Annotated in this window: 7 protein-coding genes; 1 reads left to right on the top strand and 6 read right to left on the bottom strand. The window is 69.9% G+C overall.

Features of this window, described 5'->3' with window-relative positions; genetic code table 11:
• Window positions 1-87: 87 nt before the first annotated feature.
• From MLE64_RS13140 to MLE64_RS13115, 6 genes are all read right to left on the bottom strand, one after another.
• Window positions 88-3,189, bottom strand: coding sequence for a multidrug efflux RND transporter permease subunit (locus MLE64_RS13140; RefSeq protein WP_243318291.1), 3,102 nt, complete (start codon window positions 3,187-3,189; stop codon window positions 88-90).
• Window positions 3,186-6,296: an MdtB/MuxB family multidrug efflux RND transporter permease subunit gene (locus MLE64_RS13135; protein WP_243318290.1), complete on the bottom strand. Its 3,111-nt coding sequence runs from the start codon at window positions 6,294-6,296 to the stop codon at window positions 3,186-3,188. The genes MLE64_RS13140 and MLE64_RS13135 overlap by 4 nt, the downstream gene beginning before the upstream one ends.
• A 4-nt stretch (window positions 6,297-6,300) precedes the next feature.
• A complete protein-coding gene (locus tag MLE64_RS13130) occupies window positions 6,301-7,494 on the bottom strand; it encodes an MdtA/MuxA family multidrug efflux RND transporter periplasmic adaptor subunit (RefSeq protein ID WP_243318288.1) in 1,194 nt (397 codons plus the stop codon).
• A 182-nt stretch (window positions 7,495-7,676) separates the two neighbouring features.
• Entirely contained in the window at window positions 7,677-8,168 is a 492-nt protein-coding gene (locus tag MLE64_RS13125) for a MarR family winged helix-turn-helix transcriptional regulator (protein ID WP_243318286.1), read from the bottom strand.
• Window positions 8,169-8,244: 76 nt separating this feature from the next.
• Entirely contained in the window at window positions 8,245-9,549 is a 1,305-nt protein-coding gene (locus MLE64_RS13120) for a DEAD/DEAH box helicase (protein ID WP_243318284.1), read from the bottom strand.
• A gap of 215 nt (window positions 9,550-9,764) precedes the next feature.
• Complete coding sequence (locus MLE64_RS13115; protein ID WP_243318283.1) at window positions 9,765-14,081, bottom strand: BadF/BadG/BcrA/BcrD ATPase family protein; 4,317 nt, start codon at window positions 14,079-14,081, stop codon at window positions 9,765-9,767.
• Between the two features lie 239 nt (window positions 14,082-14,320).
• On the opposite strand from MLE64_RS13115, the gene MLE64_RS13110 reads away from it, so the two are divergent.
• The gene (locus MLE64_RS13110; RefSeq protein ID WP_243318281.1) at window positions 14,321-16,090 is read left to right on the top strand and encodes a tetratricopeptide repeat protein; all 1,770 of its coding nucleotides are present in this window, start codon (window positions 14,321-14,323) and stop codon (window positions 16,088-16,090) included.
• The last annotated feature ends 34 nt before the right edge of the window (window positions 16,091-16,124 follow it).

Here is a 16,124-nt window from a genome sequence, read left to right as displayed (position 1 = left end):
GCGCTCAGGCCTTTTCCGTGTCTTCCAGCTTTCTTCCGTGCCTTCCGTGACCAGCGCTCTAATTAGTGGCCTTGGGGTACCTTCATGTCATTCGTGGAGGGCTTTTTCCAGGAGTGACGCACCCTTCCGTCCGGCCCGGTAGCGTGCCCACCGCAGCCGGGCGCGGTCCATGTAGAGGTAGATGACCGGGGTGGTGTAGAGGGTCAGGAGCTGGCTGAAGAGGAGGCCGCCCACGATGGCGATGCCCAGGGGGCGGCGCAGCTCAGAGCCGGTGCCCATGCCGATGGCCAGGGGCAGGCCGCCCAGCAGGGCCGCCATGGTGGTCATGGTGATGGGCCGGAACCGCAGCAGGCAGGCCTGGAAGATGGATTCCTCCGGGGTCTTGCCCTCCCGGCGCTCCACCTCGATGGCGAAGTCGATCATGAGGATGGCGTTCTTCTTCACGATGCCGATGAGCAGGATGATGCCGATGAAGGCGATGACGCTCAGCTCCGTGCGGAAGGCCAGCAGGGCCAGCAGGGCCCCCACGCCCGCGGAAGGCAGGGTGGACAGGATGGTCAGCGGATGGATGAGGCTTTCGTACAGGACGCCCAGCACGATGTAGACCACCAGCAGCGCCGCCGCCAGGAGCAGCGGCTGGTTCGCCAGGGAGGCCTTGAAGGCCTGGGCCGTACCCATGAAGCTCCCGCGGATCGATCCGGGCAGGCGGATCTCCTGCTGGGCCGCGTCGATGGCCGCCACCGCGTCGCCCAGGGCCACGCCGGGCGGCAGGTTGAAGGAGAGGGTCACCGAGGGCTGCTGGCCCTGGTGGTTTACCGAGAGGGCCGTGTTCCGCCGCTCCAGCCGGGTGAAGGCGCTGAGGGGCACCAGGTCGCCCGAGGTGGCGCGCACGTAGGTGTGGCGCAGGCCGTCGGGGGTCTGCATGAAGGGCGTGTCCACCTCCATGACCACGTGGTACTGGTTCAGGGTGGTGTAGATGGTGGATACGAAGCGCTGGCCGAAGGCGTCGTAGAGGGTGCTGTCGATGGCCTGGGGCGTGATGCCCAGGCGCGAGGCGCTGGTGCGGTCGATGACCAGCGAGGCCTCCAGGCCCTTGTTCTGGAGGTCCGTGTTGACATCGGCCAGCTGGGGCACGGTGCGGAGCTTCTGGAGCACCCTCGGGGACCAGTCGAACAGCTCCCGGGCGTCATCGCCCTGGAGGGTGTACTGGTACTGGGAGCTGGAAGGCCGGCCACCGATGCGGATGTCCTGGACGGGCTGCATGTAGAGCGTGCCGCCGGGCAGGTGGGCGGTCTTCCCCCGCAGCCGGGCGATGACCTGATCGGCGGTCTCCTTCCGCTGGTCGTTGGGCTTCAGCGAGCAGAACATGCGGCCGGTGTTGCCCCCGCCGATGAAGGCGGTGACGTTCTCCACGGCGGGGTCCGCCTGGACGATGGCCACGTAGCCCGTCATCAGCTTCTCCATGCCCGCGAAGGAGATGTCCTGGGCGGCCTGGATGGAGCCGGTGAGGCGGCCCGTGTCCTGCTGGGGGAAGAAGCCCTTGGGGATGACCACGTAGAGGCCCACGGTGGCGAGCATGGTGCCCAGGGCCAGGCCCAGGGTGAAGCGCTGGTGCCGCAGGACCCAGGCCAGCGAGGTCTCGTAGTGGCGCATGACCCACTGGAAGGCCCGCTCCGTGGCCATGAACATGCGGCCGTGCCGCTCCTCGGCGTGGGGCCGCAGCAGGCGCGAGCACATCATGGGAGTGGTGGTGAGGGAGACCACCATGGACACCAGGATGGCCACGGAGAGGGTCACCGCAAACTCGCGGAAGAGCCGCCCCACGATGCCGCCCATGAGCAGGATGGGGATGAACACGGCGATCAGCGAGATGCTGATGGAGACCACCGTGAAGCCGATCTCCTTGGCGCCGTAGAGGGCGGCCTCCATGGGCTGCATGCCGTCCTCGAGGTGGCGCGTGATGTTCTCCACCACCACGATGGCGTCGTCCACCACGAAACCCGTGGCCACCGTGAGGGCCATGAGCGAGAGGTTGTCGATGGTGTAGCCCAGCATGTACATGGCGCCGAAGGTGCCGATGAGGGAGATGGGCACCGCCACGCTGGGGATGAGCGTGGACCGCACGCTGCGGAGGAAGACGAACACCACCAGGATCACCAGGCCGATGGAGATGCTCATGGCCAGCTGCACATCCTTCACCGAGGCCCGGATGGTGCGGGTGGCGTCGATGAGCACCTTCAGCTCGATGGTGGGCGGCAGCGAGGCCTGGAGCTGCGGGAGGATGGCCCGGACGCGGTCCACGGTGTCGATGATGTTGGCGTCGGGCTGGCGGAAGATGGGGATGATGATGGCGGGGACGCCATTCGAGAGGCCGCGGTTGCGGACGTTCTCCACGGAATCGGTGACCTGGGCCACGTCCGACAGGCGCACGGCGTTGCCGTTCCGGTACCTCACGATGAGGGGCTGGTAGTCCGCGGCCTTCATGAGCTGGTCCGTCGTGGACAGGGACCAGGTGGCGGTGGAGTTGGCGATGTCCCCCTTGGGCCGGTTGATGTTGGCGGCCGCGATGGCGAGGCGGACATCCTCCAGGGCCATGCCCTGGGCGTTCAGCGCCGAGGGGTTCACGTCCACCCGCACCGCCGGCAGCGCGCCGCCCCACACGAAGACCTGGCCAACGCCCTGGACCTGGGACAGCTTCTGCTGGAGCACCGAGGAGGCCACGTCGTACATGCGTTCCCGGGGGATCATGTTCGACGTCAGCGCCAGCATGAGGATGGGCGAGTCGGCCGGGTTCACCTTCCGGTACCAGGGGTTGTTCGGCAGGTTCGAGGGCAGGTCGCCGCGCGCGGCGTTGATGGCCGCCTGCACGTCGCGTCCCGCCGCGTCGATGTTGCGGCTCAGGTCGAACTGGAGGGTGATGTTCGTGGATCCCAGCGAGCTGGCGGAGGTCATCTCCGTGATGCCCGCGATGCGGCCGAACTGGCGCTCCAGGGGCGTCGCCACGGAAGAGGCCATGGTCTCGGGGCTCGCGCCGGGCAATCCGGCCGAGACCTGGATGGTGGGGAACTCCACCTGGGGCAGGGGCGAGACCGGCAGGAACTGGTAGGCGATGGCGCCCAGCAGGGCCAGGGCCACCGTCAGCAGCGTGGTGGCCACGGGCCGGTGGATGAAGGGGGTGGAGATGCTCATGACCCGATCAGTTCAGGCGAAGCCTGTTCTGCGCCGCGCCAGCGGCGCAGCCTCCGCGCCAGACGGTCAAAGGCCAGATAGATCACGGGCGTCGTATAGAGCGTGAGGATCTGGCTGAAGATGAGGCCGCCCACGATGGCGATGCCCAGCGGGCGGCGCAGCTCGGCGCCGACGCCGGTGCCCAGGGCCAGGGGCACGCCCCCGAGCAGGGCCGCCATGGTGGTCATGATGATGGGCCGGAAGCGCAGCAGGGAGGCCTGGTAGATGGCCTCCTCGGGCGGCAGGCCGTCCTTGCGCTCGGCCTCCAGCGCGAAGTCGATCATCATGATGGCGTTCTTCTCCACGATGCCGATGAGCAGGATGATGCCGATCAGCGCGATGACGCTGAAGTCGGTCCGGCAGATCATGAGCGAGAGCAGGGCGCCCACGCCGGCCGAAGGCAGGGTCGAGAGGATCGTGACGGGGTGGATGTAGCTTTCGTACAGCACGCCCAGCAGGATGTAGACCGTCAGGACCGCGGCGAGGATGAGGAAGGGCGTGTTCGTGAGGGAAGCGCCGAAGGCCTGGGCCGTGCCCTGGAAGCCCGCCTTGATGCTGGCGGGCATGTCGAGCTCGTTCCGGGCGCGCTGGATGGCCTTCACTGCGTCGCCCAGAGAGGCGCCGGGGGCCAGGTTGAAGGAGACGGTGGTGGTCGGGAACTGGCCCTGGTGGTTTACGGCCAGGGGCGCCGTGACGGTCTCGATGCGGGTGAAGGCGCTGAGGGGCACGGATCCGCCGGAGGCCGAGCGGACGTAGATGTTCTGCAGATCCTCGGGCCGCTGGTACTGGCCAGGGGGCGCCTCCAGCACCACGCGGTACTGGTTCAGCTGAGTGAACATGGTGGAGACCTGCCGCTGGCCGAAAGCGTCATAGAGCGCGTCGTCCAGCATCTGGGGCGTGATGCCCAGACGCGAGGCGGTGGCGCGGTCCAGGACGATGCGCACCTGGAGGCCGGCGTTCTGCTGGTCGCTGGCCACATCCCTGAGCTCTGGAAGCGACGAGATGCGCTCCACAAAGCGGGGGACCCAGGTGCCCAGCTCCTTCGGATCCGCGTCCTCGAGGGTGTACTGGTACTGGGTACGGCTGACCCGGTCCTCCACCGTGAGGTCCTGGATGGGCTGGAGGTAGAGGCGGATGCCCTGGATCTTCGCCAGCTCGGGCTGGAGGCGGTGGATGACTTCCATGGCGCTGAGGCCGCGCTCCTCGAGGGGCTTGAGGTTGATCTGGATGCGCCCGCTGTTGAGGGTGGTGTTCGTGCCGTCGATGCCGATGAAGGAGGACAGGCTCTCCACGGCCGGATCCTTGAGGATCTCCGCGGCGAGGGCCTGCTGTCGCTCGGCCATGGCGGAGAACGACACGGTCTGGGAGGCCTCGGAGATGCCCAGGAGCACGCCCGTGTCCTGCACCGGGAAGAAGCCCTTGGGGATGGCGATGTAGAGCAGCACCGTGGACGCCAGGGTGGCCACGGCCACCACCAGGGTGCCGGTCTGGTGCTTGAGCACCCAGGAGAGGGTGCGGCCGTAGAAGGCGATGATCCGCTGGAAGACCCGCTCCGAGGACTGGTAGAAGCGGCCCTGTTCCGAAGGGGGCGTGTGCTTCAGCAGCTTGGCGCACATCATGGGCGTGAGGGTGAGCGACACCACCGCGGACACCAGGATGGTGACGCTCAGCGTGACGGCGAATTCGCGGAAGAGGCGGCCTACGATGTCGCCCATGAAGAGCAGGGGGATGAGCACCGCGATGAGCGAGACCGTGAGGGACAGGATGGTGAAGCCGATCTGGCCCGAGCCCTTCAGCGCCGCCTGGAGGGGCGGCTCGCCCTCCTCGATGTAGCGCATGATGTTCTCGATCATCACGATGGCGTCGTCCACCACGAAGCCCGTGGAGATCGTCAGGGCCATGAGCGTGAGGTTGTTCAGGCTATAGCCCAGCAGGTACATCACCCCGAAGGTGCCCACCAGCGAGAGCGGCACGGCCACGCTGGGGATGACCGTCGCGGCCAGGGTGCGCAGGAACAGGAAGATCACCATGACCACGAGGGCGATGGTGAGCATCAGCTCGAACTCCACGTCCGCCACCGAGGCGCGGATGGTGACCGTGCGGTCCGTGAGGATGTTGAGCTCCACGGCGGCGGGCAGGGAGGCCCGGAGCTGGGGCATCAGGTCCTTCACCCGGTCCACCACGGCGATGATGTTGGCCCCGGGCTGGCGCTGGATGTTGAGGATGACGGCGGGCGTGCGGTTCATCCAGGCCGCGAGCCGCGCGTTCTCCACGTCGTCGGCGACGGTGGCCACCTCCGACAGGGTCACCGGCGCGCCGTTCTTGTAGGCCACGATGAGGGGCCGATAGTCTTCGCTGGAGAGTAGCTGGTCGTTGGCGCCGATGGCGTAGGCCTGCCGCAGGCCATCGAAGCTGCCCTTGGCCTGGTTCACGTTGCTCTGGGCCACGGCGGTGCGCACGTCGCCCAGGGTGAGGCCCTTGATCGCCAGGTCCGTGGGGTTGGCCTGGATGCGGACCGCGGGCTTCTGGCCGCCGCTGATGCTCACGAGGCCCACGCCGGGGAGCTGGGAGATCTTCTGGGCCAGGCGGGTGTCCGCGAAGTCCTCGACCTTCGACAGGGGCAGGGTCTTCGACGTGAGGGCCAGGGTCAGGATGGGCGCGTCGGCCGGGTTGATCTTGCTGTAGATGGGCGGATTGGGGAGGTCGCGGGGGAGGTAGGTGCCCGCGGCGTTCACGGCCGCCTGCACCTGCTGCTCGGCCACGTCGATGTTCAGGTCCAGCACGAACTGGAGGGTGATGATCGAGCTGCCGCCGGAGCTGGAGGAGGACATGCGGTTCAGGCCCGGGAGCTGGCCGAACTGGCGCTCCAGGGGGGCGGTGATGGCGGAGGCCATCACGTCCGGGCTGGCGCCGGGATAGAAGGTGACCACCTGGATGGTGGGGTAGTCCACCTGGGGCAGGGCCGAGACCGGAAGCTGGCGGAAGGCCAGCAGGCCCACCAGGAGCAGCCCGGCCATCAGCAGCGAGGTCGCGATCGGCCGGAGGATGAAGGGCCGGGATGGATTCATCGGGTCAGCCCTTCGCGGCCGGGGGTTTCGGAAGGGCGACCTTGCTGCCCGGACGGAGCTTGTCGAGGCCATCGGTGATGACGGTCTCGCCGCCTTCCACTCCCTGCTTGAGGGCGGTGTCGTCGCCATCGGTGGCGAGCACCTCGACCGGGCGCATGTCTGCGGTGCCGTCCGCCTTCACCACGTACACGAAGGCTCCCTGGGGGCTGCGCTGCACCGCGGCTGTGGGCACGATCACCACGCCGCGCAGGGTGTCGACCAGCAGCCGGGCGTTCACGAACTGGTTGGGGAAGAGGGTGCGGTCATCGTTGGTGAAGAGGGCCTTGAGGCGCACGGTGCCCGTGGCGGAGTCCACCTGGTTGTCGATGGCCGAGAGGGAGCCGGTGGCGAGGCGGGCCTTGAGGTCGCGGTCCCAGGCTTCGACGGGCAGCTTCGCGCCCTTGGCGGTCTGCCGCAGCACGTTCTGGATGTTGTCCGCGGGCACCGCGAACAGGACGTTGATGGGCTGGATCGGCGCGATGACCGCCAGGCCGTTGGCGTCGCTGGCCCGTACCATGTTGCCGGCGTCCACCTGGCGCAGGCCCACCCGGCCCGAGATCGGCGCGGTGATGCGGCTGTAGGTGAGGTTCAGCTTGGCGCTCTCCACCTGGGCCTGGTCGGCCTTGAGGGTGGCCTCGTACTGGGCGACGGAGGAACTCTGGGTGTCCAGCTGCTGCCGGGAGATGATGCCCTGCTGGACCAGTCCCTGGAGCCGGTTCAGGTCCGCGAGCGCGTTCTGGTACGCGGCCCGGTCCTTGGCCAGCTGGCCCTCGGCCTGCATGAGCTGGACCTGGAACGGCCGGGGGTCGATCTCCGCCAGCAGGTCGCCCTGGCGCACCATCTGGCCCTCGGTGAAGGCCACGCGCACCAGCTGGCCGTCCACGCGGCTCTTCACGGTGACGGTGTTCAGGGCGGTGACCGTCCCCAGGCCCGTGAGGCTCACGGGCATGTCGCCCTTCCGGGCAGGAACCGCCACCACGGGCACGGGGCGCCCCGCCGCGGCGTTCTTGCCGGCGTCCTTCTTCGCCCCGCCGCGGAAGAAGATCGCCCAGACGAGGATCGCGGCTGCTCCCAGGACAGCCCAGAGACGCCAGCCGCTCAGGAGGGCAGGGCGGGCGGTGCTGGATTCATACGAGGGGATGGGATCGGTGGCGTCCATGCGGGAATCGAAGCCTTTTCAAGGAGGGGGCGGAGGGCGGGCTCAGCTCCGGACCAGCGATGGGTCCAGTGGTTGGACCATCCAACCGGGCATCCGGTTGGCCGTGAAAGAAGAAATCATGCTCCCGACGGGCCGAACATGACCCCGATCGAATGGGGCAGATGAAGCAGGCCGGGGCCCGGTCATGGCACCGGAGCCTGATCCGCGCCCTGGGCGACCGTGGCGGCATACATGGCCTCCAGGTTGCCGACCATGGTCCGCAGGCTGTGGGTCAGGACCCGTTGGTCTTCTTGAGACAGGCCGGCCGTCATGGACTCCCGGATCTCCGTGGCCAGATCCCGGAGCTCGTGGGCCAGGGCCAGGGCGCCCGGGGCGAGCTCGATGAGGATGCGGCGCCCGTGCCGGGGGTCGGGTTTGGCGGTGAGCCAGCCCTGCTTCACCATGGCCTTCACCACCCGGCTGGCGGTGGGATCGTCCATCCAGACCTGCTGGGCCAGCGGGTGGAGGGAGGACGGGCCCTGTTCGAGGAGCACCAGCATCACCCAGAACTGCTGGGGGCTGAGGCCGTAGGGGGCCAGCCTCGCCCAGACCACCTGCTTGAGGACCCGCCGGACGGCGGAGGCCAGGGTGCCGGGGTTGGCGTCGGAGAGGGAGATGGAAACCCGATCTTGCATAAGCAACAAGGCTGCGCCCCATCTACCCTCGTGTCAAGGGGTATAAGCGCCTTTGTCGACCCGGCAAGTCGCCTGATTACTTGCCTCGGGTGCTGGGTCGGGCCGGATGGCGGCCGCGCTCGCCCCGGGGGGGCTGGCCCTGGTCGGAGCGGGCGCCCGGGCGGGAGCTGCGCGCGGGACCGCGGCCCCGGCCACCGCCCTGGCGCCCGGTCTGGATGGGCTCGGCCGGGATGCTGGGATCCGGGGCGTAGCCCGTCACCACCTGTTTCGGCAGCTCCTTGCGGAGCAGCTTCTCGATGTCGCGCAGCAGTTTGTGCTCGTCCACGCAGACCAGGGACAGGGCCTCCCCTTCCGCGCCCGCACGGCCCGTGCGGCCAATGCGGTGGATGTAGTCCTCCGGCACCTGGGGCAGCTCGTAGTTCACGACGTTGGGAAGCTGATCAATGTCCAGGCCGCGGGCGGCGATGTCCGTGGCCACGAGGACGCGGACCGCGCCCTTCTTAAAGTCCTCCAGGGCCTTGATGCGCTGGGGCTGGCTCTTGTTGCCGTGGATGGCCATGGACGAGATGCCGTCCTTGTCCAGCTGTTCGGAAAGCCGGTTGGCGCCGTGCTTGGTGCGCGTGAAGACCAGCACCTGCTCGAGGTTGCGGCTCTGGATGAGGTGGGCCAGCAGGGCGCGCTTGCGCTCCCGGTCCACGGGATGCACGACCTGGCGCACCAGCTCGGCGGCCGTGTTCTGTGGGGTGATCTGCACGGACGCGGGGTTCTTGAGGAACTTGGAGGCCAGTTGCTTGATCTCGTCCGTGAAGGTGGCGGAGAAGAGCAGGGTCTGACGGCTGGTGGGCAGCAGGGCGAGGATCTTCTGGATGTCGCGGATGAAGCCCATGTCGAGCATGCGGTCGGCTTCGTCGAGGACCAGGATCTCGAGCTGGCTGAAGTTCAGGTTGCCCTGGCCCTGATGGTCCAGCAGGCGGCCGGGGGTCGCGACGAGGATCTCGACGCCGGCCCGCAGGGCCTTGGTCTGGGGGTTGATGTTCACGCCGCCGAAGATGGTGGTGGAGCGCAGTGGGATGTGCTTGCCGTAGGCGCGGACGCTCTCCTCCACCTGCATGGCCAGCTCGCGGGTGGGCGTGAGGATGAGGGCGCGGATGGGGTGGCGCGCGGGCGAGGCCGAGGTGCTGGCATGGGGGGCCAGCAGCTGCAGCATCGGCAGGGTGAAGCCGGCGGTCTTGCCGGTGCCGGTCTGGGCGCGGGCCAGCAGATCGCGGCCCTCCAGCACCAGGGGAATGGCCTGGGCCTGGATGGGGGTGGGGGTTTCGTAGCCCTGCTCGCGTACGGCGCGCAGCAGCTCGGGCATCAGCCCGAGGGTATCGAAGGACATGGTCGCTCCTGGAAGGGCCCGCCCGCGGATGGTTCCGGGGGCCCGGTCAGGGCGAGAAGGGGGTATTCGGACTGAAAAGAGGCGGAGACCGGGGGTCGCCTGCGATCACGAAGCCATTAGTTTATCTGAATGGTCAGGATTTCGCCAGCCACCGTTCCAGACACCGCTCCTGGCAGGCATTCCCGGCCGGCCGGAGAACCAGGGACGATGAGGCCTCAGATGGAAGACGCCGTGCGCAGCAGGGCATCCGCGGGCGCCGGGCGCCGGGCACGGCGATGGCGGCGGTGCTGGTGCCGGCGGTGGACCTCGAAGGCGAAGGCGTCCAGGGCCTCGGAATCCGGGGGCTCGCCGTTGAGCGACAGGGAGAGCGTGAGCAGCCCCTCCCGTTCGGCCACGTGGACGAACTGGGCGTCCGCCAGCTTGGAGGGCATGCACTCCAGGGGGCCCACCAGGACAGCGGCGTCGATCTCGCCCCGGCGCCAGCCCAGGATGGGCGCGCCGAGGGTGAGCACGGCCTCCCCCTCCAGGGCCTCGCGCAGATAGGGGGCGGAAGCCTCCAGGACCCGGGGCAGGGACCCGCGGCGCGGCCAGCCCAGCTCCGCCTCCAGGAGGCCCTCGGCCACGGCCAGGATCCGCTCGCGGATCCAGCGCTCCACCTGGGTGGCGGGGCCTTTCTTGGCGCCCTGGGCCCGCGACGTGTACTCGGAATACTGGATGAACTCCGTGGTGGCCTCCATGTCCACCCGGAGCCCCCGGGACGCGAGGGCACGGGCGGCCTCCCCGTTGGCGAAGGGATCCAGGCGCACGTAGATCTCGCCGGTCAGCAGGACGCGGGGCAGGTCGGCGCCGCTGTCCGCCTGCCGGAGCTCGCCGAGGGCCTGGCGCAGCAGCGCGGTCAGGCCGTAGATCCGCCCCGTGGCGACCTCGGTGATCACGCGGGTCGCGCTGAGGTCGCCCTTGGCGGCCGCTTCCAGGTGGGCGGCGAAGCGGCCGGCCCAGCGGTCCCGGATGGCCTGCGCCTGGCCCGGCAGACGTTCCGCGGCCCGGACCAGGCCAAGGGCGCGCTCCAGCGTGCCGAAGGCCGCCATGCCCGCGAAGAGAATGGCCTTGAAGCCGGCGGGCAGGCCGCCGAAATAGTCGCCGTAGGGGGGCGACCAGATCCGCACGCGCCCCGCTTCGCCCAGCCGCTTCAGCACCAGCTGGTGCAGGGTGCGGTAGGCGCCCATGCGGCAGGGGCCCGAGGCGGCGGGGAGCAGCAGGATGACGCGCTCGCCGGGATGGCGCTCCAGGTGCGCCAGGAGGTTCCCCAGCACGAGGGTCATGGGCAGGCACTCCTTCCCGGAGGTCTGCCGACGGCCCAGGAGCAGGGCGGTGTGGTCCGAGGGGGGCAGGGCTTCCGCGTTCACGCCCACGCCCCGCAAGGTGGCCGCGGCGGCTTCGGATTCCGGGCCCATGGGCGGGATCAGCAGGCGCTCGCCCAGGCTCTGGATCTCCCGGAACGTACGGGTGCCCACGGACAGGTCCGACGCGTCCCGCGGAGCGCTCCGGGTGGTCCGCTGCCGGTCCTCGCGGACGCAGTGGAGGAAGGCCTCCACGCGCGTCTTGGTGCCCGCGTCCCCGGAGTGGCCGTCGGTCTCGATCACGGCGTAGGGCCGGCCCTCCATGAGCCAGGCGAACATCGGCACCGTGAAGCTGTCCGGCCCGCAGGCGTAGTTGGAGCAGAAGATGCTGTAGAGATCCGGCGTCCTCCGGACCTGCCAGGCGGCGCGCAGGATGCGCTGGCTGTGGCCCCAGAAGATCTCGTCGAAGATGGGCGCGTCCTCCGCCACGGGCAGGCAGTCCAGGGGGATGCCGATGGCTCCCTGTTCCCGGAGGATGGCGGGCACGTTGGAGTTCAGCACGTCGTTGTGGAGGGTGTAGCCCCGCCCCAGCAGGACCACCGGCACGATCCCGCGCTCCCGGCAGAAGGCCAGGGCCCGGCGGCCCATCTCGCGCAGGTCGGCCTCGAAGGCGAGCTGCGCGGCGCGGGCGATCCGCCAGGCGGGGCGCCAGCTCAGGGGCCGGCCCAGGTCCGTGGCGAGGGCGCGGCAGACGGCGAGGAAGGTCCGGGAGTCGAAGGCGCCGGCGCCATGGTCCACCACGGGCGAGAGCACCTTGGGCCCGCCCTCGCCCAGCAGGAGCCGGAGCACGTCCGGCGCGCCCTGGGAGATGGGGCAGACGACGGAATGGGTCTCTCCGCCCACCCGCGGGAGCTCGCGCATCATGGGCAGGAACAGGTAGTCCGGGCGGGCGCCCGCGATGTCAGCCATGCCGGCCACGAGGCCGTGGTACTGCTGCATGGGGGCGCAGAAGGGTACCCCGGCTTCCTCGATGCCCCGCTTCAGGGCCTCGCGGCCCGGGGTGGGCGCCACCTGCAGGTCGAAGCCCAGCTCGTGGAGGAAGGTGGCGAAGAAGGGGAAGGTGCCCTGCAGCTGGAACTCGCCGCTGATCCCGATGAGGGGGCGGCCGCGCCGCTCGGAGAGGCGCTCGGAGAGCCGGGTCACCCACTCGCGGCGCTCCCGGAAGGGGTCCGGGGCCAGGTCGGGCAGCTTGGCGCGGCGCGTCCCCTTGTCCCACAGCGAGCAGCCGCCGCCCCAGGTGAACTTCGTGACCCGGCCATCCACCCGGGTGGTGAGCCGGTCGATGCGGCACTTGTTCCCCGCGCCGCCGCACCCCTGGGTGGCCGTGCAGACGAACTGGTCCTTGGCGGCCACCTCCGCTTGCAGGAAACGAGCGCCGTCGAGGGGCTCGGCCTCTTCCCACGCCAGCTCCCGCGCCGCCAGGAGCGCGATGCCCACGGCGCCCATGAGGCCGGGCCGCGGTGGCACGATGACCTCGGCTCCGGTCTGGCGGGCCACCGCCGCGGCCAGGGCGTCCGACGCGAAGGGCATACCCTGGCAGAAGACCACCTGGCCCACGGAGCGGCTGCCCTTCACCCGGTTCAGGTAGTTCGCCACCACGGAGTCGTAGATGCCCGAGATGATGCTGGCCTGGGGCGCGCCAGCGGCCACGGCCTCGTCGATGACCTCGGCCATGAAGATGGAGCAGTGCTGGCCCAGGGAGATGCAGCTGTCCGCCGACAGGGCCACCTGGCCCAGCTGAGCCACGGACTCGATGCCGGTGAACCGCCGCCCCTGCTCCTCGATGAAGGAGCCCGTGCCGGCGGAGCAGGCCTCATTCATGGCGGCGTCCACCACCTTGCCGTCCGCGAGGCGGATGTACTTCGCGTCCTGTCCGCCGATCTCGAAGATGGTGTCCACCCGTGGATCGCACTGGAGGGCGCCGGTGGCGTGCGCGGCGATCTCGTTGATCACCCAGACCGCATCCCGGCCGTAGCACACGGAGAGGAGGGAGCCCACGATCTCGCGGCCCGACCCCGTGACGCCGAAGCCCTGGATGTGGTGGGTGGCGGCGGGGCTGGCGAGGAACTCGCGCATGAGGGCCTGGGCAGCGGCCACCGGCGCGCCGTCCGTGGGCAGGTAGCCCTCCCAGAGCACCGCGCCCAGGCGGGCATCCAGGGCCACGGCCTTCGAGCCGGTCGAGCCGATGTCGAAGCCCAGGATCACGTCCCGGAACTCTGTCTCCACAGGGCCAGCCGCCAGATCCGACGGCTCCGCCAGGCGGCGGACCCGGTTCAGGTGGAAGGCCAGGGGTTCGGTCACCTCCAGGGAGGCCCGGTTGGGCGGGCGCAGCAGGGCGTCCAGTCTGGGCACGGCCGCCGGAGTCTCCGCAGCCAGCACCGCGCAGCCCAGGGCCTCGAGGAAGAGGCGATCCTCCTCCTCCGTCTCCAGGAAGGTCATGCCGTGGGCCGCCGCATGGCGCCGGAAGTGGGCCTGGACGCGCGCCGAGCGGGCCACGCCGCCGGCCAGGAGGAGGCGCTCTGGGCAGACTTTCGGCTTCATGAGGGCCTGCACGTTCTCGGCGATGGCGTCGAGCAGGCCCGCCAGGATGCGCTCCCGGGATTCCCCCTTGTTGGCCAGGTGGGTCATGTCCGTCTTGAGGATCACGGGGCAGCGCCCCGACAGCGGCGCCGGGTCGGCCACGCCCTCCGCCAGGGCGGACGCCTCCTCCACCGTGAGGCCGAACCGCCCCACCAGCTGTTGCAGGAAGTTCCCCGTGCCTTGGGCGCAGCGGCCGTTCTCCCGGAAGATCTCCCGGCCCTCCCCCCGGAGTTCCAGCACGGAGAACCCCCGGCTGCCGATGGACACCACGGTGGCGGGCGTCGCGCCGTGGCGGAGGCGGAACCCCGCGGCCAGGGCCTGGCGCCCTGGCACCCGCGCCAGCGCCACGGGGCGCCCCATGCGGCCGGTCACCGCCGCGCCGTCCACGTGGTCCCAGCCCCATGCGCCGAGCAGGTCCATGAGCACTTTGCCGGGTTCCTTCCCATGGGGCACCCGGGCCCGGCGGGTCCAGGTCCAGGCCCCGGCCTCGCCCACCAGCTCCACCGCCTTCAGGGTCTCCGCGCCGAGATCGAGGCCGATGAAGCGTGCCATGGCGTCTCCCTTCGATCACCCGATGGGTTCCCGGGCAGGATGGGTACGACCAGAGGCCAGCGGCCAGCGGCAAGGCGCGGGTGTCGTCCTTTGTCGTGCCCTTCCGGGATGGGGTAATCCATCCATGAATCCGAGGTTTTGGTTTGACGGTCAAGGGGGTTTCGGTAGAATTCCGTTGCAATTTTAATGGGATCATCCGGCGTCAGGAGGTGGAGGGAAGGTTCTCCCCGGGAGTGACGATGGCAGACGAGGTCCTGGAGGAGCGGCTGGAATCCTGGAAGGAGATCGCGGCCTACCTGGACCGCGATGTCCGGACGGTCCAGCGCTGGGAGAAGGGGGAGGGCCTCCCCGTGCACCGGCACCTCCACGACAAGCAGGGCAGCGTCTTCGCCCACCGCTCGGAGGTGGACGCCTGGCGGGCCGGGCGGATCCTGGCCCCCGACGCGGAGGGACCGGCCGCGGCGCCCGAGGCCGTCGCCGCGGCGGAGCCCGCGCCGGTCGAGGTGATCCGGCCGGAACCGCGGGGTGTGGTGCCCTGGGTGCTCTGGTCCCTCACCGCGGCGCTGGTGCTGGCGGGCGGCCTCGCCCTCGTCTGGCGCCTGGGCTTCAGGCCCTCCCGGCCGGGTCCGGCCCTGGCGGTGCTCCCCTTCGTCGATCTGGGCGGTGAGCGCGGCCAGGAGTTCTTCAGCGACGGCTTCACCGAGGAACTCATCACCCAGCTTGGCCGTCACCAGGGCGAGGGTGGCCGCGTGGTGGCCCTGCGTTCAGCCCTGGGCTACCGGAACACGGAGAAGCGGCCCCGCCAGGTGGCCCGCGAGCTGGGCGTGGACTACCTGCTGCAGGGGTCGGTGCGGCGCTCGGGCGACCGGGTGCGGGTGGCGGTGCACCTGCTGCGCGGCGCCGACGAGACGCACATCTGGGACAGCAGCTTCGACCGGGACGTGCGGGACGTTCTGGTGCTCCAGCGAGAGGTCGCGGACGCCATCGCCAGCGGGATCAGCCTCAAGCTGGAACCCGGACGAGCCCACCCCAGGCCCGTCAAGCCGGAGGCCTACGAGGCCTACCTGCGGGGCCGGTTCCTCTGGAACAAGCGCACCCCACAGGACCTCTACCTCGCGCTGGAACGCTTCCAGGAGGCCGCGCGGCTGGATCCCACCTTCGCCCCCACCCACGTGGGCATCGCGGACTGCTACGCCCTCCTGGGATCCGCCGAAATGGGCGCCATGAGGCCCGGGGAGGCCATGCCCCTGGCCAAGCGGGAGGTGATGACCGCGCTGGAGCTGGACCCCGCGTCGGCCGAGGCCCACGCCTCTCTCGGCCACATCCGGCTGATCTACGAGTGGGACTGGGATGGGGCCGAGGCCTCCTTCAACCGGGCCCTCGATCTGAACCCGGGCTACGCCACCGCCCATCAGTGGCACGCCCTCTACCTCAGCGCCGTGGGCCGGAGCGACGATGCCCTGGCCGAGCTGCGGAAGGCCGAGGAGCTGGATCCGCTGTCGCCTGCGGTGAAATCCGCCGTGGCCGAGGCCCACTACTTCAACCGGCGCTACGGCGAGGCCGTCGCGGCCTCGCAGAAGGCCCTGGAGCTGGACCCGGGGTTCATCCTGGGCTACCTGAACCTGGGCCGGGCCCTGGTGATGCTGGGACGCCACGACGAGGCCATCACGTCCCTGACCGAAGGCTGGGAGCGCTCCGGCCGGGCTCCGGGCATGACGCTCTTCCTGGGGCTGGCCTACGCGGCCAAGGGGAACCGCGGCAAGGCCCAGGAGATGCTGAATCTCCTCAACCACCCCCCGGACTTCCATGGGAAGCCGGTGTACGTGCCGGCCCTCTATCTGGCCGGGCTCCAGGGCGGCCTGGGGGATCGGGAAGGCGAGTTCCGCAGCCTGCAAAGGGCCCTGGAGGAGCGCTGCGAGTACCTGATCTACCTGGACCGCGAGCCCATGGCGGACCCCATCCGCCGGGACCCCCGGTTCAAGGGCCTGCTCAAGACCGTCCGGCGGTAGGGCTGGTCAGAACCGTTCTGGTGATAGGGGACGG

This window comes from Geothrix paludis (assembly GCF_022808815.1).
Lineage (GTDB): Bacteria > Acidobacteriota > Holophagae > Holophagales > Holophagaceae > Geothrix > Geothrix paludis.
The sequence above is the reverse complement of the archived record's forward strand: the minus strand, read 5'-3'. Positions and strand labels throughout refer to the sequence as shown.